The 24,905-nt window shown below is 37.8% G+C and carries 20 protein-coding genes; 17 read left to right on the top strand and 3 right to left on the bottom strand.

All coding sequences use genetic code 11. The features are described 5' to 3' along the window. Positions 1-67: 67 nt before the first annotated feature. The 8 genes from lepA to B7C41_RS11105 all read left to right on the top strand — a co-directional run bounded on the left by lepA (position 68) and on the right by B7C41_RS11105 (position 6,894). Positions 68-1,858, top strand: coding sequence for a translation elongation factor 4 (lepA, locus tag B7C41_RS11070; RefSeq protein ID WP_085298987.1), 1,791 nt, complete (start codon positions 68-70; stop codon positions 1,856-1,858). Positions 1,859-1,901: 43 nt separating this feature from the next. Further along, complete coding sequence (gene lepB, locus B7C41_RS11075; RefSeq protein ID WP_085298988.1) at positions 1,902-2,822, top strand: signal peptidase I; 921 nt, start codon at positions 1,902-1,904, stop codon at positions 2,820-2,822. A 23-nt stretch (positions 2,823-2,845) separates the two neighbouring features. Continuing rightward, on the top strand, positions 2,846-3,514 hold the full coding sequence (gene rnc / locus B7C41_RS11080) for a ribonuclease III (RefSeq protein WP_085299455.1): 669 nt from the start codon (positions 2,846-2,848) through the stop codon (positions 3,512-3,514). Between the two features lie 33 nt (positions 3,515-3,547). Further along, a complete protein-coding gene (gene era / locus B7C41_RS11085) occupies positions 3,548-4,459 on the top strand; it encodes a GTPase Era (protein ID WP_085298989.1) in 912 nt (303 codons plus the stop codon). 53 nt (positions 4,460-4,512) lie between these two features. After that, entirely contained in the window at positions 4,513-5,199 is a 687-nt protein-coding gene (recO, locus tag B7C41_RS11090) for a DNA repair protein RecO (RefSeq protein WP_085298990.1), read from the top strand. 52 nt (positions 5,200-5,251) lie between these two features. Then, positions 5,252-5,989 carry a pyridoxine 5'-phosphate synthase gene (gene pdxJ / locus B7C41_RS11095; protein WP_085298991.1) on the top strand — a complete coding sequence of 246 codons (738 nt, stop codon included), beginning with the start codon at positions 5,252-5,254 and terminating at the stop codon, positions 5,987-5,989. Positions 5,990-6,029: 40 nt separating this feature from the next. Then, a complete protein-coding gene (gene acpS / locus B7C41_RS11100) occupies positions 6,030-6,410 on the top strand; it encodes a holo-ACP synthase (protein WP_085298992.1) in 381 nt (126 codons plus the stop codon). Between the two features lie 238 nt (positions 6,411-6,648). After that, on the top strand, positions 6,649-6,894 hold the full coding sequence (locus B7C41_RS11105) for a hypothetical protein (protein WP_085299456.1): 246 nt from the start codon (positions 6,649-6,651) through the stop codon (positions 6,892-6,894). A gap of 71 nt (positions 6,895-6,965) precedes the next feature. On the opposite strand, the gene barA is transcribed toward B7C41_RS11105, so the two are convergent. After that, positions 6,966-9,752, bottom strand: a complete 2,787-nt coding sequence (gene barA, locus B7C41_RS11110; RefSeq protein ID WP_085298993.1) for a two-component sensor histidine kinase BarA — start codon at positions 9,750-9,752, stop codon at positions 6,966-6,968. Positions 9,753-9,893: 141 nt separating this feature from the next. Between barA and rlmD the strand changes: the two genes are divergently transcribed. The 4 genes from rlmD (at position 9,894) to B7C41_RS11130 (ending at position 15,182) form a co-directional block, all read left to right on the top strand. Then, positions 9,894-11,210, top strand: coding sequence for a 23S rRNA (uracil(1939)-C(5))-methyltransferase RlmD (gene rlmD, locus B7C41_RS11115; RefSeq protein WP_085298994.1), 1,317 nt, complete (start codon positions 9,894-9,896; stop codon positions 11,208-11,210). Between the two features lie 81 nt (positions 11,211-11,291). Beyond that, on the top strand, positions 11,292-13,493 hold the full coding sequence (gene relA, locus B7C41_RS11120) for a GTP diphosphokinase (protein ID WP_085298995.1): 2,202 nt from the start codon (positions 11,292-11,294) through the stop codon (positions 13,491-13,493). Positions 13,494-13,526: 33 nt separating this feature from the next. Then, positions 13,527-14,321: a nucleoside triphosphate pyrophosphohydrolase gene (gene mazG, locus B7C41_RS11125; protein WP_328590792.1), complete on the top strand. Its 795-nt coding sequence runs from the start codon at positions 13,527-13,529 to the stop codon at positions 14,319-14,321. A gap of 60 nt (positions 14,322-14,381) precedes the next feature. Then, positions 14,382-15,182, top strand: a complete 801-nt coding sequence (locus B7C41_RS11130; protein WP_085298997.1) for an enoyl-CoA hydratase-related protein — start codon at positions 14,382-14,384, stop codon at positions 15,180-15,182. Positions 15,183-15,597: 415 nt separating this feature from the next. Here the strand turns inward: B7C41_RS11130 and ltaE are convergent, their stop codons facing one another. Continuing rightward, positions 15,598-16,611: a low-specificity L-threonine aldolase gene (ltaE, locus tag B7C41_RS11135; protein ID WP_085298998.1), complete on the bottom strand. Its 1,014-nt coding sequence runs from the start codon at positions 16,609-16,611 to the stop codon at positions 15,598-15,600. Between the two features lie 114 nt (positions 16,612-16,725). Further along, positions 16,726-17,451 (bottom strand): YebC/PmpR family DNA-binding transcriptional regulator, encoded by a 726-nt coding sequence (locus B7C41_RS11140; protein ID WP_085298999.1) that lies wholly within the window; start codon positions 17,449-17,451, stop codon positions 16,726-16,728. Between the two features lie 175 nt (positions 17,452-17,626). Here B7C41_RS11140 and B7C41_RS11145 point away from each other — a divergent pair, with 175 nt between their 5' ends. The 5 genes from B7C41_RS11145 to B7C41_RS11165 all read left to right on the top strand — a co-directional run bounded on the left by B7C41_RS11145 (position 17,627) and on the right by B7C41_RS11165 (position 24,900). Next, positions 17,627-18,235 (top strand): hypothetical protein, encoded by a 609-nt coding sequence (locus B7C41_RS11145; RefSeq protein WP_085299000.1) that lies wholly within the window; start codon positions 17,627-17,629, stop codon positions 18,233-18,235. A gap of 93 nt (positions 18,236-18,328) precedes the next feature. After that, complete coding sequence (locus B7C41_RS11150; RefSeq protein WP_085299001.1) at positions 18,329-19,951, top strand: M28 family metallopeptidase; 1,623 nt, start codon at positions 18,329-18,331, stop codon at positions 19,949-19,951. Between the two features lie 214 nt (positions 19,952-20,165). Further along, positions 20,166-21,098 (top strand): type 1 periplasmic-binding domain-containing protein, encoded by a 933-nt coding sequence (locus B7C41_RS11155; RefSeq protein ID WP_085299002.1) that lies wholly within the window; start codon positions 20,166-20,168, stop codon positions 21,096-21,098. A 5-nt stretch (positions 21,099-21,103) separates the two neighbouring features. Beyond that, on the top strand, positions 21,104-22,657 hold the full coding sequence (locus tag B7C41_RS11160) for an ATP-binding protein (RefSeq protein ID WP_085299003.1): 1,554 nt from the start codon (positions 21,104-21,106) through the stop codon (positions 22,655-22,657). Between the two features lie 116 nt (positions 22,658-22,773). Continuing rightward, a complete protein-coding gene (locus B7C41_RS11165) occupies positions 22,774-24,900 on the top strand; it encodes a TonB-dependent receptor plug domain-containing protein (protein ID WP_085299004.1) in 2,127 nt (708 codons plus the stop codon). Positions 24,901-24,905 lie beyond the last annotated feature (5 nt).

A 24,905-nucleotide genomic window follows, 5' to 3' on the forward strand; every position in this document is an offset into this window, starting at 1 on the left:
AGCGCGCTAAATTAGCTAAAATCTCGCCATTATTGAATTAACTACAAGCTTATTTGACTTCCCATTTATGAAACATATTCGAAATTTTTCTATTATTGCCCATATTGATCACGGTAAATCAACGCTTTCAGATCGCCTAATACAACATTGTGGTGGCCTTCAAGAACGTGAAATGGAAGCCCAAGTGCTTGATTCAATGGATATTGAGCGCGAGCGTGGTATTACCATTAAGGCGCAAAGTGTAACGCTTGACTATAAAGCAAAAGATGGTGAAGTATATCAACTCAACTTTATCGATACACCAGGCCATGTTGATTTCTCTTATGAAGTTTCGCGCTCATTGGCATCATGTGAAGGTGCTTTACTTGTTGTTGATGCAGGGCAAGGTGTTGAAGCTCAAACGGTTGCCAATTGTTATACCGCTATTGAAATGGATTTAGAAGTTCGCGCGATATTAAATAAAATTGATTTACCGCAAGCAGATCCTGAGCGTGTTAGTGAAGAGATTGAAGATATTATCGGTATTGATGCGACTGATGCAGTGCAATGTTCTGCTAAAACAGGTATTGGCATTGAAGATGTATTAGAAGATATTGTTGAACATATTCCAGCACCTGAAGGCGAGGTTGATGCCCCGTTACAAGCATTGATTATCGACTCATGGTTTGATAATTACCAAGGTGTTGTATCACTGGTTAGAATAATAAATGGCCAAGTGAAAAAAGGCGATAAAATGGTTGTTATGTCTACCGGGCAAGCACATATTATTGATAAAGTCGGTATCTTCACTCCTAAACAAACAGATACTGGCATATTGAAAACAGGTGAAGTTGGTTTCATTATTGCTGGTATCAAAGAAATTCATGGTGCACCTGTAGGTGACACTATTACTATCTTTAAGAAAGAAGCTGAAAGCGCACTACCAGGCTTTAAAAAGGTTCAACCACAAGTTTATGCCGGTATTTTCCCGATCAGCTCTGATGATTATGAAAACTTCCGTGATGCGTTAAATAAACTTAGTTTAAACGACGCTTCCTTATTCTTTGAACCAGAGAATTCATCAGCACTTGGTTTTGGTTTCCGTATTGGCTTCTTAGGTATGTTGCACATGGAAATTATTCAAGAGCGTCTTGCTCGTGAATATGACCTTGATTTGATCACAACAGCGCCAACGGTAAATTATGAAATTGCTTGTACCAATGGTGATATTTTATCTATTGATAACCCTAGCGACTTACCGGCAATTAACAATATTGAAGAAATTCGCGAACCAATTGTACAAGCAAATATTTTGGTGCCTCAAGAGCATTTAGGTAATGTAATTACCTTATGTATTGAAAAGCGCGGCGTACAAAAAGACATTATTTATCACGGCAACCAAGTAGCCGTAACCTATGAGTTACCAATGGCTGAAGTGGTAATGGACTTTTTTGATAAATTAAAATCAACTAGTCGTGGTTACGCTTCACTTGATTATAATTTTGTGCGTTTTGAAGCCGCTGACATGGTTCGTGTTGATGTCATGATTAACGGTGATCGTGTTGATGCACTGGCGATGATCACTCACAGAGCAAACTCTGTTGCACGTGGTCGTATGTTAGTTGAAAAACTTAAAGAATTAATTCATCGCCAAATGTTTGATATCGCAATTCAAGCGGCAATTGGTAACAACGTAATTGCTCGTACTACCGTGAAGCAATTACGTAAAAACGTAACGGCAAAATGTTACGGTGGTGATATCTCTCGTAAGAAAAAATTATTACAAAAGCAAAAAGATGGTAAAAAACGTATGAAACAAGTCGGTAATGTTGAAGTACCGCAAGAAGCGTTTTTAGCTGTACTTAAATTAGATAATTAATTAGAACTATACGAAATATAGCTAATTACACATTAGGAATAATATGGCAGTTTACTTTTCAATATTTTTAGTCATTGTTACCGTTATTACGGGCATTGTGTGGCTAGCTGATAAATTTTATTTAGCGCCACAGCGCCAGCTCAAACTGGTGAATGCTCAGGAACAGTGTGAAAGCGAATTAGATGAAAAAATAGTAGAGAAAATTCTCGAGGCACCTTTTTTTATTGATACCCCAGTACAAATTTTTCCAGTTATTGCTTTTGTATTGATATTGCGCTCATTTATCTATGAACCGTTTCAAATTCCATCTGGCTCTATGATGCCAACGTTACTTGATGGTGATTTTATATTAGTGAATAAGTTTAATTATGGATTACGTGATCCTGTAGTGCGTAACAAATTTATTGAAGTAGGTTTGCCTGAACGCGGTGATGTGGTGGTATTTAAATACCCAATAAATCCCCAAATTGACTACATTAAGCGTGTTGTTGGCTTGCCTGGGGACAGAATTATTTATAGAAATAAAATAATTTATATAAAACCTGCTTGTAAAGAGTCAGATGATAAGTGTCCTGACTTTGAACAAGTAAAGCAAACATTTAAAAATAAGACGGATTATAGTGATGATGGTATGCCATTAACTCGCTATACATCAACCATGGGAGATAAAACTCATGACTTATTGGTTAATGAGAAAATTTTGCCACGCACGCAGCATTACTTTAAACAAGGTGGTACTCAAGCAAATGAATTTTTAGTTCCTAAAAATCAATATTTTGTTATGGGTGATAACCGTGATAATAGCTTAGATGGTCGATTTTGGGGTTTTGTACCAGAGGAGAATCTAGTTGGTGAAGCTGTTGCTGTATGGATGAGTTTTGACTTTGAACGCACTTCTGAAAGCTTTTTGCCACGTTGGGTTCCTACGGGTGTACGCTTGTCTCGTATTGGTGGAATTGAATAATTGTGCTAAATACTCCAGTAGCAATCGCGCGGTTGTCGAAAAAAATAGGCTATAGTTTTAAAGAGCCAAAGTTATTGTTACAAGCATTAACGCACCGTAGTGCAAAAGGTGCCCATAACGAACGCTTAGAATTTTTAGGTGATTCCATATTGGGATTTGTTATTGCTGAAGCTTTATTTAAACAATTCCCAGAACATGCTGAAGGTGATTTAACTCGAATGCGCTCAAGCTTAGTTAAAGGTGTTACTTTAGCTGAAGTAGGGCGTGATTTTGGTTTAGGTCAGCACCTTATTTTAGGACCTGGTGAGTTAAAGAGTGGCGGTCATCGTCGTGATTCTATACTTGAGGATGCTGTTGAAGCTATTATTGGGGCAGTATATTTAGATTCTGACTTACCAACATGTAAGATTTTAATTCTTACTTGGTTTGAGCAACGTTTAGCTAATATTAAGCCCGGTAATGAACAGAAAGATCCAAAAACACGCTTGCAAGAATATTTGCAAGGACGAAAAATTCCTTTACCTCAGTACGAAGTAATTAACACAACAGGGCAATCACATAACCAGCAGTTTACTGTTCGATGTATAACAAGCGTACTGGATAACGAAGTGATTACTAAAGGCAGCAGCCGTCGTAAGGCTGAGCAATCAGCTGCTTTGCAAGTTTTAACCTTAATCGAAAAGGCTAAGTAAGCTTTTTTGACACCTTAAGTTGATAACAAACTCATGACTACAGAAAAAAAATATTGCGGTCTTATTGCCATCGTCGGCCGTCCAAATGTTGGTAAGTCAACCTTACTTAATACTTTGTTAGGTCAAAAAGTCAGTATTACTTCACGTAAACCACAAACAACTCGCCATCGTATTTTAGGTATTCTATCTGAAAAAGACCACCAGGCTGTTTTGGTTGATACGCCGGGTCTACACTCTGAAGAAAAACGTGCCATTAATCGTTTAATGAATCGTGCGGCGAGTAGCACGTTAGCAGAAGTAGAGACCATTGTATTTTTAGTTGAAGGCACCCATTGGACAAATGATGATGAGATGGTGCTAACAAAAATTAAAAATAGCGGTGCTCCTTGTGTTTTAGTGGTGAACAAAATTGATAATATTCAAGATAGAGATAGTTTATTACCACACTTGCAAGAACTAGGCGCTAAGCACAGTTTTGCGGACATTGTGCCGATTTCAGCCAGTAAAGGTGATAATGTTGATGCGATTAAGGATATTTGTTTAAAAGCATTACCTGAAGGGGATTTTTGGTTTCCTGAAGACTATATTACTGATCGTTCTAGCCGATTTATGGCTTCTGAAATTGTTCGTGAAAAATTGATCCGCTTTACTGGCGATGAATTACCATACTCCACTACTGTTGATATAGAGCAGTTTAAAGTAGATGAAAAAGGCATCTTGCATATTAACGCGTTAATTTTAGTTGAGCGGAGTAGTCAAAAGCGTATGGTGATTGGCAATAAAGGTGAAAAACTAAAAGTCATCGGCCAAGAAGCAAGGCGCGATATGCAAACTTTATTTGACCGTAAAGTATTCTTAGAAACTTGGGTGAAGGTGAAGTCTGGCTGGGCTGATGATGAAAGAGCACTGAGAAGTTTAGGCTACGGTGATGATTATTCTGGCTAATCTCGATTAGAGAATTTCAAAGAATAGCTTAGCTTAATGGTGTAGAGAGTTTAATGAAAGAAACTACTCAGTTAGCGTTTGTTTTACATAGTAGACCTTATCGAGAGAGCCAAGTTCTTGTTGACCTGTTAACTGAGAAAGAAGGTAAAGTGGCGGCACTGAGTTATGTTGGTCACTCAGTAAAATCAAGCCGTAAAGCTTTGTTACAACCTTTTCTTCCTGTTAATGTCACTCTGAAAGGGCAATACAGTTTAAGAAATTTAGCACGGATAGAGCCTGCTGGAAAATCCATACCTTTAAAGAAAAGCGCACTATTTAGTGCCTTTTACATCAATGAATTACTCGTTAAGTTATTAACGGAAAATATCCCTTGTTGGGCGCTTTTTGAACAGTATCAAGCTAGCCTGCAGTCTTTGCTCGATGAGACGTCGCTGGAAATAACTCTACGTAAATTCGAATTGGTATTGCTCGATGAGCTTGGTGTTTCTTTTGACTTTTCTTTGATTTTTGAACACACTGCTTCTGGGTTTTATTATTTGCCTGGAGATGGCTTTATTCCGGCTTATACAGTACTTAAACAAGCTTGTTATGACCAATTGCATTTGCAAGCTATCGCAGAGCAAGACTTTTCCAATCCCGCGACATTAACAACATTTAAAATTTTAATGAGACAAGTAATTAACCACTTACTCGGCGGCGTACCATTAAATAGCCGTAAGTTATTTAATAAAAAAGTATAGCTGTCATTATGACTTCAATAGTAACTTTAGTAGTTAAAATAAGAGATTGAGTATGAAAGATATTTTATTAGGCGTAAACGTAGACCATATTGCCACATTACGACAAGCGCGTGGTACAAACTATCCAGATCCTGTTTACGCTGCGTCTGTTGCTGAACATGCTGGTGCTGATGGTATTACGGTACATTTACGTGAAGATCGTCGCCATATCCAAGACCGAGATATTCATGTATTAAAGCAAACATTACATACGCGCATGAACTTAGAAATGGCAGTTACTGATGAAATGCTTGATATTGCTTGTGATGTTAAGCCAGTTTTTTGTTGTTTAGTACCTGAAAAGCGTGCTGAATTAACCACTGAAGGTGGATTAGATGTTGCGGGTCAACAAGAAAAAATTAATGCTGCTGTTTCTCGGCTAGCTGATGCAGGTATTCAAACCAGTTTATTTATTGATGCTGATAAAAACCAAATTGATGCAGCGCTAGAAAGTAAAGCGACTTATATTGAAATTCACACTGGTCAATATGCTGATGCCGGCAATGAAGACGAACAACAGGTTGAACTTGAACGTTTAATTGCTGGCATTGAATATGCTCACTCATTGGGCTTAAAAGTAAATGCAGGGCATGGTTTAAATTATTTCAATGTTAAGCCTATTGCGGCTATTCCTGAAATAATTGAGCTTAATATTGGCCACGCTATTATTGCTCGTGCTGTTATTGATGGTTTAGATAAAGCAATACGCGATATGAAACGTTTAATGCTCGAAGCACGCGGTTTAGTATAAGTAGTAAGTATTATATTGCTGTAAGCTAAAGGAGTAAGTTTTGTCGGTTATAGGTATCGGAACAGATATAGTTGATATTCGCCGTATTGCTAAGATGGCTGAGAATGCGCAGTTACGATTAGCTAAACGTGTGTTGACCGAAAATGAACTTCAACGGTATTTGTCTATAAAACAGCCTGAACGTTTTCTCGCAAAGCGTTGGGCTGGCAAAGAAGCGGCAGCAAAATCTCTCGGTACGGGTATTGCTTCTGGCGTTTCATTTCAACATTTTGAGATAGTCTCATTAGACTCAGGTCAACCGACTCTGGTATTAAGTTCTAAAGCGTTAACTTTAGCCGAAAAGCTAGGTGCTAAAACTTGGCATATATCACTTTCTGATGAAGTTAAATATGCCACCGCATTTGTGGTTTTATCTCAATAGTTTTTATACTCTTTCCACTTCAGGGAGTAATCATTATCTACATATCACGTCTTGATTAAGTTTCCGCGAACAACCTTCTCTGTAATCAATGCTTTATCTCTGAGGCTTTAAACTCTCGCTATGCGCTCACTTTCTTATACAGATTGGTATAATAATCAGCTAGAAATTATTTATGTTCTATACTTGAATTGTGTTTAGTGGCAACTATCAATCAGCCGCTGCTAATTTAGGAGTTGCTATGCAATTACAAAAACAGCCTATTGTAGATAGAAGGCAGGAACCCCACGAACAATCAGTTTGGTGGGCTAAGTTATCGCTTGCGCAAAAGTTTTCTGCGAGTAGTTTAGGGAAATTTGCTTATGAACTACGTTTTGTACGTAATGAACAAGGACATAGTTTAGCGGTATTAACCTGTAATACAGGTGTTGCTGTGATCACTGAAGATGGTGATATTAATACCTCGCCTGATATAAAAATGCGCTAACGACTGAGTTTCTATGTGTCATTTCATGCTATAGGCAGTGTTAACTTAGTTATCAGCCTAGTTAATGTTTCTTAAAGCTTCTTTATGAACTTCGTGGCATCTTCTAATACTAAATCTATTTGTTCAAAAAATTCAAAAAATTCCGGTTCTAAATCATCTAAAGCTATGCCTCGCTTTAGCTCAGTTTCTAGTTCATGTGTAACAGTACTTAAACTTGGTACACCAGAATAGCAGCAAGCACCATTTAGTTTATGAATTAATACTTTTAGTTGTTCAACATCTTGTGAAATCAATGCTTCAGAAATACTTACTTTACTTTCTGGTAGGCTGTTTACTAAACCTATAAACATGTCTTTAGCTAACGTTTCTTTTCGACCTGCGCGTTTTAAGGCTAACGGCCAATCAATAATAGTCGGCCTAGCACTTTTAATAACTTTCGCTGTTGGTGCGGCAATGGCTTGATCGTTGCCATTGGCTAATAGGTTTGAATCACAATACTCATAAATTGAATGATGGAGCATCGCTTCATCTATAGGCTTGGTTATAAATGCATTAAACCCTTTACTTAATAGCTTATCTTTTTCTTCGCCAAAGACGTGAGCTGTTACTGCTATGATTGGTGTGTGTTCATTTAATGTTTGTTGACGAATAATTGACAACGCCGATATACCATCTAGCACAGGCATTTGAATGTCCATAAATATTAAGGCAAACTTTTCATGTCGGCACAGCTCTACTGCCTGTGCACCATCAGTAGCGGTTGTAACTTCATGCACTTGCTCGAGTAATAATTCTTTTATCAGTTTTAAGTTTGCTTCATTATCATCAACCGCTAATACCTTAATCGGCACTTTCTTTTCTGGGAGATCAAATAGTCTTGCTTGCTCGGGAGGCGTAGCAGGTAATAACGTTTTACTCAGCCGTTGTGCGGTAATGGGTTTACTGATACAGCTTTTAGCACCGCTTGATATAAGTGCTTCATGCAGACTTGGTGAGTTACTATTTATTGCTAAATGCACTGCAGGAATTAAATCTTGCAGTGTAAAAACAAGTGCTTTAAGTTCATTAAGCGCAGCTGGTGTAACGTTATGACCAATTAAGGCAAAATCGAAGGCTGATATTTGCTCTTTATTCGACATCAACTGTTCAACTTCGTTGCGTTGGGTTAAGCAAGTAATTTGCATTTTCCAACTTGATAATATTTCAGTGGTTGCTAAACGGCTTGGCGTATGAGGTTCGTAGTAGAGTATTGTTTTATTGACTAATTGCTCTGGTATTGATATGGGTAACGTTGGTATTGGATTAAGCTCGCACTGAATGGTAAACCAAAATGTAGAGCCTTCATTTTCGATGCTGTCACAACCAATTCCGCCACGCATTTCGGCGACTAAACGTTTGGAAATAACTAAGCCTAAACCTGTACCACCATAAATACGTGTGACACTTTTATCGCCTTGGCCAAAGGCTTCAAAAATTGAACTTTTTTGCTGTTTTGATATACCTATGCCAGTGTCTTCAACAGTAACTCTTACTTTATATAAATCTTTCGCTATAACATTGCCATCAATATTGATATCAACAGCACCTTTATCGGTAAACTTAATAGCATTACTAGCAAGGTTCACCAACACTTGCTTGATACGCATGGCATCACCAATCAATGAATCAGGTAGCTGAGGGCTCACCCGCAACGATAACTCAATATTCTTCATATGTGCGCTGGGTGCAAGTAATGTTAGTGTCTCTTCTACTGATTCTCGAATAGAAAATGGAATATTTTCAATAACCATTTTGCCAGCATCAAGTTTAGAGAAATCCAAAATGTCATTTATTATTGATAATAAATTACCCGCAGAACGCTCAATGGTTTGTAAATGATCTCGTTGTGTATCACTCAAGCGAGTTTTTAATACTTGTCGAGTAAAGCCAATAACGCCATTTAGCGGTGTTCTTAATTCATGGCTCATATTGGCTAAAAATTCTGATTTAACCTTATTGGCGTCTTGAGCTTTGCGCTTAGCAATATCTAATTCAACATTTTGAATTTCAAATTGTTCTAAGCTTTCTCTTAAATCTATGGTGGCTTGATCAATGCTACGTTGCATCTCATCTTGATAGTCACCTAAAGATTGTGCCATCGCGTTCACGCCATTTTTCAAAAAGTTTAGCTCGCCAATTAGTTGCCCGCTAATGCGACTTTCAATTTTTCCTTCACGAATTCGATCAATAGCGAGCACCATTGAAGCAATAGGTCGTGTTACGTTATTAATTAACTTAAATGAAAAAATAGCACTAATAATAATACTAATAAGTAAAATAAGACTGGTGGTGACTAATAAATCTTGCTGTGCGTACTTAACACTGCTCTTATCTATTTGAATGGCGATATAGCCAATGATGTCAGCACTATTACTTAATGTTGAAGTGCTATCCCGCTGAGTGAACTCATCTATGATTGGGGCTCGATAAACCAAGTAATCGCCATAGTCATCATACTGAGTGCGAGTTGGTAAATTTTGCCCCGCTTTTACTCGCATTGTATGCGTGTCGCCATGGTAGGAGCTAGTGACGAATACTTGATTATCTTTGGTAAAAATAGCAATGCTTTTTATAATGTCCGATTGACTACGATGACTAAAGCCAATAAGTGTTCTTAAACTATCTCTTTTTTTTTCCAATAATGGTGCAGCGCTACTAATTGCTAGCGGATCTATGATGCTACTGGCTCTTTGGTAAATAAATTGATCGAGTTCATGATAACGGCTATAAGATAAATAACCCGCTACAATGATACTGATGATGGCTGTTGGAACGATCGTAAGTAAAATTACCCAATCTTTCAGGCTTATTTTATGCATTTTTTGCCGAGCTTTAGTGTAAAATCATTGGGTTAATAATCGTATAATGGCACAGTTCAAGCCAATACCAAATAGAAAATAATATACTCAGACAGCAAATATATAAATTTTGCTGTTTGTTGATGGTAAAGATAAATCACTATGGCAAATTTTTTCAAAGCAAGTCCTAAAAAATCACAAGCTCAACAGCCAGTCACGGTCACTGTTACTCGCCTCGACCAGCAAGGTTGTGGTGTCGCTTCTATGGGTAAAAAACCAGTTTTTATTGACGGAGTTTTACCTGGTGAAATAGCAGAAGTGAAAGTGTCTCAGCAAAATAGCAAGTTTGCTAAAGCAAAACTGATTAACCTTGTTAAAAGCAGTGCCGAGCGAAAAGAAGCTAAGTGTGGCCATTATTACCAATGTGGTGGCTGTAATTTGCAGCATATGGAATATACAGCGCAAATTGATTTTAAGCAGAACAAAGTAGCGCAGTTATTTTCACGTCAATCGATTGATGGCAATTTACCTTGGCAGGCTGCGATGACCAGTGACGCTTGGCACTATCGTCGAAAAGCTAGAATTGGTGTGCAATATAATAAACGCGGCGAGCCAATTGTTGGCTTTCGACAGCGAGAAAGTAATAACCTGACCGAAATAAAGTCTTGCCCAGTTTTAGTTCCTGAGTTTTCTGATATATTTCTTCAGTTAAGGGGTATATTGCCAAAGCTTTCTGGTAAGAATGCTATTGGACATATCGAAATAATTGCAGCGAATAACAATGCTGTTGTAGTTCGCCAGTTAAGTAAAATGTCAAAAACAGACAATCAGCTATGGTTGCAGTTTGCTGATGAAAATCAATACTCGGTGTACATCGATGATGGTAAGCAAGTAGCGCCATTATCTGGCGATAGCGTATTATTTTATGCGTTAACTGATACTTTAGATATTAAATTTTCGGCGACTAGTTTTATCCAAGTTAATCATAATGTGAATCAAAATATGGTTAAACAGGCACTTGCTTGGTTAAGCCTTGAAAAAGATGATGTTGTATTAGATTTATTTTGTGGCTTAGGGAATTTTAGTTTACCTATTGCTCAATGTGTTCAATCAGTAATTGGTATTGAAGGGGTACAGGATATGGTGCTACGTGCTGGTGATAACGCTAAAGCAAATGGTTTAAGTAACTGTCACTTTTATCAAGCTGATTTAAACAGTGAATGGGAAGACCAATCTTGGGCATTATCAACTTATACTAAAGCATTACTTGATCCTGCCAGAGCTGGTGCCTATGAAGCTTTAATCCAATTAATTAAATTTGATATTAAAAAAATCCTATATGTTAGTTGCGATCCAATGTCTCTTGCTCGTGATACTAAGCTGCTTGTAGAGCATGGCTATAAAATCGAAAAAATAGCGATAATGGATATGTTTTCACAAACAAAGCATGTTGAAACTATGGTAATGTTTAGTCTATAAGTCTCAGACAATTAGGCTATTTTACATCTAGTTATTTACTAGAAGTTTATTGATTAACTTAAGTCAAAGGTAGGGTATCTCATGGTTTCAGTGCGTAAATCACATCAAATGTCAGAAGCAAGCTTTGAACAATGGCTGGACACCTTGGATTTAAACGCAGCGAAAAAAAAATCGTTAGAAGAGTTATGGCAAAAAGTACATCATTTTTTTGACGCCAATACCTCTTGCCAAACTAAATCGCTAGAAATGGTCGAAATACTATCAGGTTTGAACCTTGATACTGAATCGTTATGTGCTGCCTTTATTTGTCCTCTTTTTGAAGATGGCTGTATTTCACTGGAGTTCATTGAAGAGCATTTTTCGTCACAGATTTTTTTACTATGTAAAGGCGTAAGCCAAATGGAAGCTATCAAAGCTTTGCAACAATCTCAATCGAGCAAAGTTAGTGCAAATCAAATAGATAATATTCGACGCATGTTACTCGCTATGGTGGATGATGTGCGCGCGGTAGTGATTAAGCTTGCTGAGCGATTATGCCATTTGCGATTGGTTAAAAATAGCGATGAAGAGAGCCGAGTTTTAGCTGCCAAAGAAACCACTAATATATATGCACCTTTGGCTAACCGCTTAGGTATTGGTCAATTAAAGTGGGAGTTGGAAGATATAGCTTTTCGATACCTCCACCCTGGTGTTTATAAAAAAATTGCTAAACAGCTAGATGAGAAACGTCTTGATAGAGAGCGTTACATGGTTGATTTCGTTGATAACGTTTCAAATCAACTTAAAGAATCCGATATTAAAGGTGTGGTTTACGGACGCCCTAAACATATTTATAGCATTTGGAAAAAAATGCAGCAAAAGTCGTTAGACTTTGAGCAATTATTTGATGTTCGTGCTGTTCGCATTGTTGTTGATGAAGTGCAAGGTTGTTATGGCGCATTGGGTATTGTGCATACCGGTTGGCAACACTTACCTAAAGAGTTTGATGATTATGTTGCCACACCTAAAAGTAATGGCTACCAATCAATTCATACTGTTGTTATTGGTCCTGAAGGCAAAGCTATTGAAGTTCAGATCAGAACGCAACAAATGGACGATGATGCTGAACTAGGTGTAGCAGCACATTGGCGTTACAAAGAGGGTAGTGCAAGCGGTAAAACATCTGGCTTTGATGAAAAAGTGAGTTGGTTAAGGAAAATATTACAATGGCAGGAAGATGTTTCTGAAAGTGGCGAACTAATTGACGAACTGCGCAGCCAGGTTTTTGAAGACCGTATTTATGTTTTTACGCCAAGTGGCGATGTTATTGATTTACCAAGCGGCGCAACACCGTTAGATTTTGCTTACTACATTCATTCTAATGTTGGTCATAGTTGTATTGGTGCTAAGGTTTTTGGCCGTATTGTGCCATTTACACATAAGTTGCAAACCGGTGACCAAGTTGAAGTGTTGCGCAGCAAAACACCTAACCCGAGTCGAGATTGGTTAAACCCAAGCCTAAACTATATTCATACACCAAGAGCAAGAGCCAAGGTTCAACACTTTTTTCGTTTACTTGACCGCGATAAAAATATTATTACCGGAAAAGAGTTACTAGAAAATGCCTTAGCAAAGGTCCAACTTTCCTTAGCAAAAGTTGATTTGTCAGAGGCGACAGAGCGCTTTAACTTAACTCATAATGATGACCTTATTGCCGGTGTTGGCGCTGGTAGTATTCGCTTATTACAAGTGGTTAACTTTTTACAGCAACTTGATTCAAAAACTAAGCCGGTAGAAGAAATTGATCCGCAAAGTTTAGTTCGTCAACCGCAACAGGCGGGAACACAAGCCGCTGATAGTAATGGCATTACAGTTTCAGGGGTTGGTAATTTATTAACGCATATGGCGAAATGTTGTCAACCGGTGCCTGGAGATGAAATATCAGGCTTTATTACTCAAGGGCGAGGAATATCGGTGCATCGCCTTGATTGTGAACAACTTGCTAATGCACTAAATCAGCAACCGGAACGGGAAGTTGATGTGCAATGGGGTATCGAAAATAACCAAAGCTACCAAGTTAGTATTAATATTATTGGTAGTGATCGCCAAGGTTTATTACGCGATATTTCAACCATTATTTCTAATGAACGAGTTAGCATTATTGGCCTTGAAAGTAATACCGACCACGCAAAACAAAGTATGAGCATGGGCATAAAAATAGAAATTAGCAATAACGAAGCATTAACGCGTTTAATGACCAAGTTAAATCAACTTGATGATGTTATTGACGTTAAAAGATTATAAGTAGTGGGTAGGTAGAGTGAGTAAATTATGTTAATGGCAAAACCCTCAATGGAAAAGCTGCGTTGGATTATGCAGGCATTGCGCGACCCTGTAACTGGCTGCCCGTGGGATATAAAACAAACCTTTGCTTCTATTATTCCTCACACTATCGAAGAAGCTTACGAAGTCGCTGATGCGATAGAGCAAGAAGACTTTACTGAGCTTGAAAAAGAGCTTGGCGATTTGCTATTTCAGGTGGTCTTTTATAGCCAACTTGGTAGCGAAGAAAAGCGTTTTGATTTTGATAGTGTTGTTGCTGCGATTTGTGAGAAGCTAATTCGTCGCCATCCCCATGTATTTGCCAGTAGTGATTTTGCATCAGACGCAGCGATTAAAGCTAATTGGGAAAACGAAAAAGTAAAGGAACGTCAGCACAAGAATAACGACCAAGCGTTAAGTATATTGGCTGACATTCCTCGTAATTTACCTGCATTGTCTCAAGCGGCTAAAATTCAGAAACGCTGTGCCCATGTTGGTTTTGACTGGGACAACATTGATGATGTATTTGCCAAGGTTGCAGAAGAAGTTCAAGAAGTAAAAGAAGAGCTGCACACTAATGACACTGCTTTAGCAGAAGAGTTAGGTGATTTGATGTTTGCGGTGGTTAATTTATGCCGTCATGCTAAACAAGACCCTGAAGTTATATTGCGTCAAGCCAATCAAAAGTTTACTAAGCGTTTTCATGGTGTTGAACAGCGAGTAACAAACTCAGAAAAAAACTTTGAACAACACTCTTTAGATGAATTAGAGGCTTATTGGCAACAGGTAAAGATTGTTGAAAAATCATAATTAGCTGTTCACTAAACTACTGATAAATCTTCTTATAAAAACAAACTAACCGAGGTTGAAATGTCTTCATTACCTGCACTAATTGATTGTATTTTATCGTTAAATAATAATATTGCTACTTTAACTTTCAACCGTCATGATGTGCGTAATGCCCTGACGAGTACTGCAATCGCAGATGATATTGTCAATACCGTTGAATGGATAAATAAAACCCCAGAAATTGCCGTATTGATTATTACTGGTGCAGGCTCTGCTTTTTCTTCCGGTGGTAACATTAAAGATATGGCTGAGCGGGCAGGTGATTTCGCTGGCGATGTTCAAGAGCTTGAAAGACGTTATCGCGAAGGAATTCAACGTATTCCATTAGCATTACATAAATTAGAAGTGCCAGTTATTGCCGCGGTTAACGGCCCCGCAATAGGTGCCGGTTTTGATATTGCCAATATGTGTGACATTCGAATAGCGTCAACAAAAGCAAAATTCGGTGAGACCTTTGTTAATTTAGGCATTATTCCTGGTGATGGTGGAGCATGGTTTATGCAAAGGTTAATCGGCTATCAAAAGGCTGCCGAGCTGACTTTTACTGGGCGCGTAATCGATGCTGTTGAAGCTAAAGCAATAGGCGTGGTGTTAGATGTTACAGAGCCAGAAAGCTTACTAGCTAAGGTGAATGAGCTTGCCGGTGAAATAGCATCGAAACCAGTTGCTTCACTTCGTTTAACTAAACGTTTGATGAAGTTAGCCCAGCGTACTGAATTACCAGACTTCCTCGATATATGTGCAGTATTTCAAGGTATGTGCCATAACAATCCAGAGCATTTATCAGCAGTAAATACTATGATTGAAAAGTTGGCAAAATAGCTTGTTTTCGAGCTCAGTTATCGAGCTCAGTTGTCCACACTCGAATGACCTGAACACTAGCGTATTGTTTAAATACGCTAGTCCAAATAGTAATATACCCAAACCACTTGAAAATGCAGGATTCAACAAGTCGAAAAAGGGTTAGCACCAAGACATTGATTGAAAGGAATGGTTGTTCTCGGCTCTGGCATCCTGCTTCGCTCTACCTTCTGCATCCTTGCAGTCGCATTGTAAAAATCAATAACGCCGGAGATGACCCTTTATCGCCTTACCCTGCGGGAGCTAAGCTAGAAAACCAGTGCAGCGTTGCAGCACTTGATAAGGGAATAACCATTACCTGCGTGCTGTGCCTTGCTCTGATTTCCTAGCTTAACTCTGAAACTGCATTTTCAAGTGGCTTGAGTATAATAGGGTTTTAATTACTTAATAAAGTACTTAATTGCTCAATGACGTTATCGATATCTGCTTTATTAATATTTAAGTGCGTTACTAGGCGCATGGGATTTCCTGCTGTTAGCAGAATGTTTTTGGCCTTTAGCTGCTCAACAATATTATTAATATCAATTGTGTTTGAAAATTTTGCAAATACCATATTGGTTTCTACGTGATCTTCATTTACTTCAATATTAGGTAGTAGGTTCAACTGCCGGGCTAAGTATTTAGCATTGTCATGATCTTGCTGTAATACCTTAGGGTTTTCTTCAAGTGCTATTTTTGCTGCCGCGGCTATAATACCAGCTTGTCTCATCCCGCCGCCAACAACTTTACGCCAGCGTTTGGCATCACTAATTAAGCTTTCAGAGCCTAATAGTATTGAACCAATTGGCGCGCCAAGCCCTTTTGAAAGGCAAATAGACATTGAATCTACATGCTGGCAGATTTCGGTAATATCAACGTTTAAAGCAGTTGCCGCGTTATAGACTCTGGCACCATCTAAATGTAATTTTAGGTTATGCTGATTGGTAAATTCACGGGCGTTAGCCATATATTCCAAGGATAAAACTTTGCCATTAATAGTATTTTCTATACTTAATAATGTCGTACGAGCGAAATGGCTATCGTCAGGTTTTATTGCCGCGGTTAGTTTTTCAAAGCACAAGCTACCATCTTTTTCATTCTCAATAGGTTGTGGCTGAATTGAGCCTATGATTGCCGCGCCGCCGCCTTCAAATTTATAGTTATGAGCCTGTTGACCACAAAGGTATTCATCGCCACGTTGGCAGTGTGCCATTAATGCCAATAAATTAGCTTGTGTTCCCGAGCTACAAAACATTGCATTGGCGAAACCATGACGCTTTGCTGCCCACAGCTCTAATTCGTTTACTGTTGGGTCGTCACCATAAACGTCATCACCTACTTCAGCATTTGCCATTGCGTCACGCATCGTTTGGCAAGGGCGGGTAACGGTATCAGAGCGAAAATCAATCATGGTGTACCTCTTTTTTATTATGTTATGGACTCATGTTTTTGGGCAATGACTTTAGTTTGGAGAATCAAAAAAGGCATCAATGATGATGCCTTTTTTAATCTGTATTGCGTAAGTTTACTCAGCAATATCAGCATTGTGGTAAACGTTTTGAACGTCGTCACAATCTTCTAACATATCAATGAATTTTGCAAAGTTAGCTAAATCATCTTCACCAGAAATTTCAGTATAAGTTTGTGGTACCCAAGTGATCTCTTCAACTTCTAAAGAATACTCCGGCATAGAGTTAGCAAACTCGGTTTTAATTTTAAAGAATTCAGTATGCGGTGCATGTACGGTAATAATGCCGTCTTCTAAATCAACGTCGGTAACGTCAATATCAGCCATCATTAATGTCTCTAATACAGTTTCTTCATCTTCACCTTTAAATGCAAAAACGGCTTGATGATCAAACATGTGTGAAACGGTGCCAGATGAGCCGATTTTAGAGTATGTTTTAGTAAAACATTGGCGAACATCTTTAATGGTACGGTTACCGTTATCTGTTAAGCAATCAATAATAACCATACAGTTACCGGGACCAAAGCCTTCGTAGCGCGCTTCTGCGTAATCTTCACCACCAGCGCCTTTTGCTTTTTCAATCGCTTTGTCGATAACGTGTGTAGGTACTTGGTCTTTTTTTGCTTTTTCAATTAAACGACGTAATGACAAGTTAGTATCAGGGTCTGGACTACCATTTTTCGCAATAACGTAAATTTCTTTACCATATTTTGAATAAACTTTAGTTTTTTGACCAGCCGTTTTGGCCATAGATAATTTACGGTTTTGGTATGCTCTGCCCATCTGAATGTTTCTCGTAGTTCATTATTAAAATTTCTATACTTAGATTCTAACGGGTCGAGTCAGCTATTTCTAGTGCTGGGTCTAAATGTCCTTTCAATATTTTAAAAAGCATGTGAAAATTTATTTATCGTAGTTTAGTTAAATATTCACCAAATTGACTTTGTAGGACTCATTATTGAATATAATTTTTGTTGCGGATGTTTTTGGCTTAACAGATGAATTTGAAAGTTTGTGCCAAGAGGTTACATCACGTATTAGTGGTGCGTTTGATATTAAATGTTATACGGTTGGCCCATATCAAAATCAACCCATTTTATTTACGTCTGAACAAGATGCTTATCAATACTTTATGGCTAATGTTGCTTTAGATGGTTACGTTAACAAAATTTCGTATCAGTTACAGAAAATACCTGGCCCCAAATTATTGATTGGCTTTAGTGTTGGGGGGAGTGCTATATGGCAGTTACTGTCACAACAAATAACTCCCCACACTTTACATGCTATTTGTTTTTATAGTAGCCAAATTCGACATTTAACTAAGCTAACCCCAAGCATTCCGATACAGTTGATTTTGCCTGCCTTTGAGTCACATTTCTCTATTGCTGACTTGCAATCAGCGTTAAGGAATAAGAGTCAAGTGACTTTGGAGAAAAGTGAATTTTTGCATGGCTTTATGAACAAGTATTCGGTTAATTATGATCAAAATGGCTACATATCTTATGTAAATAAACTCGTTGATTTATTATCACGTCAGCTTGCTAAAGCAGGCGTCAAGCCTAGCTAGATTTACGATTAAATATTGTCATAAGAAACCTGTATTTATCTTTTTGAATGTGTATATTGTCACTTATACGAATAATGATTAAAGAAATAACTAATGAAAATCAATTTATTATATCCTGTCATGCTTTTAGTTATATTAAGCTTGAGTTCTTGCCTAAAAAGTAGCCCCAGCGTAAATAGTAACACCTTGGCTGATGTCACTGTAGATTTAGCCAAAGTTCATCAAGATATTAAAGTTCTAGCGTCTGATAAATTTGCGGGCCGAGGGCCATTAACACACGGAGAGAAACTAACCATTAGCTATCTAGCTACACAGTATCAATCTATTGGGCTAATGCCAGGCAATCAGAAAAGTTTTTATCAACCAGTCCCCATGGCGAGAGTAACACCAGATCAAAGTATGCAACTCATTATTGGCGACAATACCTTCAATGCCGGCAGTGATTTTACAGCTCGCACACAGCAAGTAGGTGGTAGCGTAAGCTTAGAAAATTCTGAGTTAGTATTTGTTGGTTATGGTATTAATGCCCCTGAATATCAATGGGATGACTATGCTAATGTTGATGTGAAAGGCAAAACTGTTGTTGTTCTGGTTAATGATCCTGGTTTTGCGACACAAAATGATATGCTTTTTACGGGTAATGCTATGACCTATTACGGCCGCTGGAGCTATAAGTATGAAGAAGCTGCTAGGCAAGGTGCTAAAGCGGTGTTTATTATTCACCAAACGGCGCCAGCTGCGTATCCGTGGAGCGTGGTTGAGAGCTCTAACTCGGGAAGTAGATATACTCTTGTAGATAGTGATAAAAATATCAATAAACTGCCTATTATGGGTTGGATTCAGCATGATGTTGCGAAAAAAATATTTGCTGCGGCCGGCATGTCAGTAAATGAAATGCAAAAGTATGCATTGAGCGAAGATTTTAAAGCGGTTAGTTTAGGTGAAAGCGCTAATTTAACGGTGAAAAGTAACATTAAAAATGCCGAATCTAACAATGTTGTTGCAAAGATTACTGGTTCAGTCAGACCTAATGAATATATTGTTATTAGCGCCCATTGGGATCATTTTGGTACTAAGCAGACTGAAAATGGCCCTAAAATATATAACGGTGCTATTGATAATGCTACAGGTACTGCTGCAACAATAGAAATAGCACGAATTTTGATGGCTAGGCATAAAACAAAACCATTTGAACGATCAATTTTATTTGTTAATTTTACCGCTGAAGAAACAGGTATGATTGGCTCTGAACTATTTGCACTCGGTACTATTGTACCTACGAAAAGTATGGTTGCTATGCTAAATATTGACGGTATGAACGCGCTAGACGCTGTTGACTATATTTTACAATACGGTAATGGTATGTCAGAAATGGAAAATTACTTGGCCGCTTCTGCAGCTAAACAACAGCGTAAAGTGAAAATGGATCCTCGACCTCAAAATGGCTTGTTTTTTCGTTCTGACCATTTCTCCTTGGCAAAACAAGGTGTTCCAAGCTTACTATTTATGAGTTTAGGCGATACTGACCCCGAATATATAAGTCATCGTTATCATAAAGAAGAAGATGACTATTCTGCCGCCTGGTCACTCGGTGGTGTAGAGCAAGATATTAACTTAATTGTCGATATTGCTAGTAAGCTAGCTAATAGTAGCGATTGGCCAAGATGGCTTGCAGATTCGGACTTTAAAACCAGACGAAAGCAAGATATAAAATAGTTTAAAGGTATAAATTTGTTGTAAACAAGGAATGTTATAAAATTGGCCCGTTTTGCTATTTATTTATTGTCAAAGATGGAATTGAGTGAGAAAATCGGTAAGTTAGCAGTCATTGTGCGTCATTTTTATTCCTGTAATTGATTTACCTAGGTTTTTTTTGACGAAAAATATGATTTCTTCGGGCTTTTATTCATCAATATACAGGGAGTTATTGTTGCGTCGTCCTAGATTTTTTACTATTTTGATAACCTATCTTTTTTCGTGCTGGTTAGCGTTCCCAGCGCAATCTAATGATATTGCTATTTTTTATCCAAATGTTTCCGAACCCTATAAGTCTATTTATCAAGAAATAGTCTCTGGTGTTGAGAGTGGCAGGGTTAATGACGGCAAAAAGATACCGCTTGATGTTTTTTCACTTGCAAAAAACTTTGACAGTCAGCGTATAACTCAACAGCTGAATGATAAAGGTATAAAAAAGATTTTGGTGCTAGGCCGTTCAGGATTAAAACTTGCGAGAGCACTAAAAGATGATTTTACTGTTATCTCTGGTGCTTTGCCTATTACACCAAATACTATTGCCGGCATTAGCTTAATTACTGATCCTAAATACTTATTTAAGTATTTAGCTCAAGTAGCGCCGAAAGTTAACACCATACATGTTGCCTATAGTAATGCTAATGGTTGGTTAATGAGTCTAGCTGAATCAGCAGCGATATCACAAGGCTATAGACTTGATATTAAGAGAGTTGACTCGACTAAACAAGCGCTTGAATTTTATCAGCAGTTATTTACTAATGGCTTATCTGAAAAGGATGCTATTTGGCTGCCGATTGATCGTATTTCCTCACAAGACAAAGTAACATTGCCGTTTATTTTAGAAAAAGCATGGAATGATGATATTGTCGTTTTTTCAAGTAAACCATCGCATGCAAAAAGAGGTGCACTTTTTTCTACGTACCCTGATAACTATCGACTTGGTCAGCAACTATATAAAATGATCAATGAGTATAGTATTGGCTCTGAATCAAGGCCTTTCTCGGCACTAATATCGACATTGTTAGCGGTAAACTTACGAACTGCAGCTCATTTAGGTTTCAAATATGATCAAGAGCAGCAAAAAAGCTTTCAGCTAACTTTTCCAGAGTAATTTGTATGCCAATAAGTAACTCTTTATTTAATTCTAAAATGAGCTTTAAACAACAGCTATTGTTATTATTTTTTGCGAGCTTTACTTGCTTGGCAATAACCACTTCAATAATTACAGCATGGCAGACCAGTATTGAATTAAAAAAGTCTACCGTAGAGACTGGTTTACAAATTTCAAATAATTTGGCCGACCGTCTCATTTTAGCATTACTCACTGGTAGTAAAGAAAATGCGAGAGATGCTATTGATAATGCATTAGGCTTTCAATCTGTTGATAGTATTTCTGTTTATAAAGAAGATGCCACAATCCTTGTTTATAACTCCAAAAATGAAAGTGATACTGCAAGTTCAACGCTAAATAGACAATTATCCTCCTTACAGCTCTATCAAGAAACAGAGTTAACATGGACGTTCTTTGCACCAGTAAAATATCTTGAAGAGCATGATAATATTGAGCTAATCGAGCCTGATGAGCCCGCTCAAAAAGAGCAAGTTATAGGCTATATACTGTTAGAGTATAATAAGCAAGCACTTCATGCAGTACAATATTCTATTGTGATTAATAATATTGTTATTGCCGCGATATTATCCTTATTACTTTCGCTGTTGGTGTTGTGGGTTTTAAACCGTTTGACTACACCTTTATTACGATTGTCTCACACTATGGCGCAAGCAAGAGATTCCGGTCACTATACTAATGCCGAGGTTTTCGGGCCATTAGAAGTCCAACAAATGGCTAGTATTTATAATCAAATGATGACCACGCTCGGTAACCAAAATTTAGCCTTAGAAAAAAATCGAGATACCTTAGAGTCTGAAGTTGCTTATCGAACAAAAGAGCTTGTTGTTGCACGTGATGCAGCATTGGCAGCGAGCCGATTGAAATCAGAGTTTCTAGCCAATATTAGTCATGAATTACGTACGCCATTGCAAGCTATTATTGGCTATACCGATTTAGTTCGCGAAGATCTTGAATTGGAATGCATGACCGTTCAAGCGGAAGATCTAAATAAGAGCATTCGTAGTGCTCATGTTTTGCTAGCGTTAATTAACAACATATTGGATTTGGCAAAAATAGAAGCGGGTAAGATGGATTTGAATAGCAAACCTGTTGATATAAAAGACTTGATAAATGAAACGGTTGAGACAGTTAAACCTATGGCTGATGCTAATGGAAATAACCTATCGATAGCAATCACTGTTGAGCAACATACTCTAAATTTAGATCGACAAAAAGTTATGCAAATTTTGCTAAACTTATTGAGTAATGCTTGTAAATTTACTGCTAACGGAGATATTACCTTTGCTATCTCTTCTGATGATAAATTTCTCAACATAATTATTGCTGACACGGGTGTTGGTATTGCTCAAGATAAGCTTGAATTTATTTTTGACAAGTTTACTCAAATAGATGGTAGTCAAACTCGAAAATTTGAAGGCACAGGCTTAGGTATGGCAATTACGCAAAAATTTTGTGCGCTTATGCGGGCAGAGTTAACTATTAAGAGTGAATTAACTGTTGGCACAACGGTCAAGGTTATCATTCCGATTGATGAGTAATTATTTATTTAAAACAAATAATTATGTTGAAAAGTATTGGTGATTCATTACACTGAGCGGCAATTTAGCTAAACTTTACGTATTGTTACTAATTGGAAAAAATAAAGGTGGTTTACATGGTATTTGCCCGAAAAGTTCTCAGCTCTTTAATTGTGCTAGCTTTATCGAGCCATACGGTTAATGCTTTTACCTATGCAGATGATTTTGTTGATTTTGAAGAATCGCTAGCTGATTTCTATGGTGATGATGAATTTATTTCTTTAGCTACTGGCAGTAAAAAACTGATAAAAAAGGCGCCTTCTGTTGCTTCTGTGATCACTGCTGAAGATATTCGTAATATGGGTGCTAGAAATCTATCAGAAGTATTAGATACTGTACCTGGTTTGCATGTTTCGAAAAGTGGTCAAAATATGGCACCAGAATTTTGGTTTCGTGGAATTTCAACTACTTTTACACCGCAAACACTTTTCATGGTTAACGGTACTTCAACTAAAAGCGTTGTTCGAGGTGATAATCATACTGTATGGGGGGAATACCCCATTCACGCTATTGAACGGATAGAAGTTATTCGAGGCCCTGGCTCTGCACTTTATGGGGCAGATGCTTTTTCTGGTGTTATCAATATTATCACCAAAAAGGCTGATAAAAACCGTGCCAATGAAGTTGGTGCTAAAGTTGGTAGTTTTAACACCGTGAATACTTGGTTTAATACCCAACTTGAACTCGGTAACTGGCAATTTTCTGCAAATTTTGAATACCTAAGTAGCGATGGATACGACGGCATGATCGATGCTGACGCACAAAGTGCATTAGACGCAGCCAGTGCTCCTAATAGTATTCAGCCAGTATCATTAGCACCTGGTCACGTAAATGTTGGTTTTGACGCCATTGATATCTGGCTTTCGGCAGAAAATGAATTATTTAATGTTGATCTTGGGTTTCAAGAAAGAAGTGATGTTGAAACGGGACAAGGAGCTTTAGAAGCTATAGATGACCAGGGCAACTCTAGTGGCAATAAACATATTGTAAATATCGCTTTAAAAGAAATAGAATTTTTGCCTGAGTACTTTGCAACGGTTAAAGCAAGTTATTATGGCTCAAGTCAAAGTATTGATGAAGATCTCCGGTTATTACCTCCAGGCACGTTTTCAGGGGCTTTTCCTGACGGCTTGATAGGGAACCCAGGTTGGGAAGAAGAAACAACCCACATTGAGCTTAATACTAAATATAGAGGCTTTGATAGTACCGAGATCAGTTTTGGTACTGGTTATGAACGACAAAATCTTTATAAAGTAACTGAAAGTAAAAATTTCTTTGCTGACTTTAGTCCTCGACCAAATGGTGTTGAAGATGTTTCTGATACCGCAGAAACTTTTCTACCAGAAGCAGATAGAGAAAGTTATTTTATGTATATTCAGGGGGTCATGCAGTTGGCTGCTGACTGGGAGCTGACAGCTGGTGGACGGTATGATAACTATACTGATATTGGTTCAGCAATTAACCCGAGACTCGCGCTTGTTTGGTCAACAAGTTTAAATTTAACGACAAAATTTTTATACGGCCGAGCATTTAGAGCACCTTCTTTTGCTGAATTACTGACTTTAAATAATCCTGTCGCTTTAGGTAATATTGAGCTAACGCCTGAGAATATTGATACCATAGAGCTTGCGTTTACGTACCGCTATTCACCAGAGCTTTCGATGGACTTTAATTTTTACAAATATAAAATTGATGATTTGATTACTTTTGTGCAAAACGGGAATACGGGTACCGCGACAGCACAAAATCAGGGAGAAAGAACTGGTAGTGGTTTTGAAGCACATTTAATTTATCATTATCAAGATAATATCGTTTTACGTAGCAATATAGCCTATGTAAAAGCCGAAGATACTATCGTTAATGGTAATGTTGGAGAACACCCTAGTTTACAGATGTATGCTAGAGTCGAATGGCAAATTAACGAACGTTTGAAACTCAATAGTCAAATAAGTCATATTGCAAATCGCGCCAGAGTACCAGGCGATGTACGTGCAGAATTAAATGACTATACCTTAGTTAATGTTACGGCTAATTATCAGTTTCCTAGCAGCGATGTTGCGCTTGAATTTAGTGTAGTTAATTTATTTGATGATGATATTCGAGAGCCTAGTTCGGCTAATGTTACGGCAGGAAAAATTAATATTCCCAATGATTTACCGCAAGCTGAACGCAGCGTTTATTTGGCAATTAGTAAAACTTTTTAATAGAG

This window comes from Cognaticolwellia mytili (genome assembly GCF_002104475.1).
Classification (GTDB): Bacteria; Pseudomonadota; Gammaproteobacteria; order Enterobacterales; family Alteromonadaceae; genus Cognaticolwellia; species Cognaticolwellia mytili.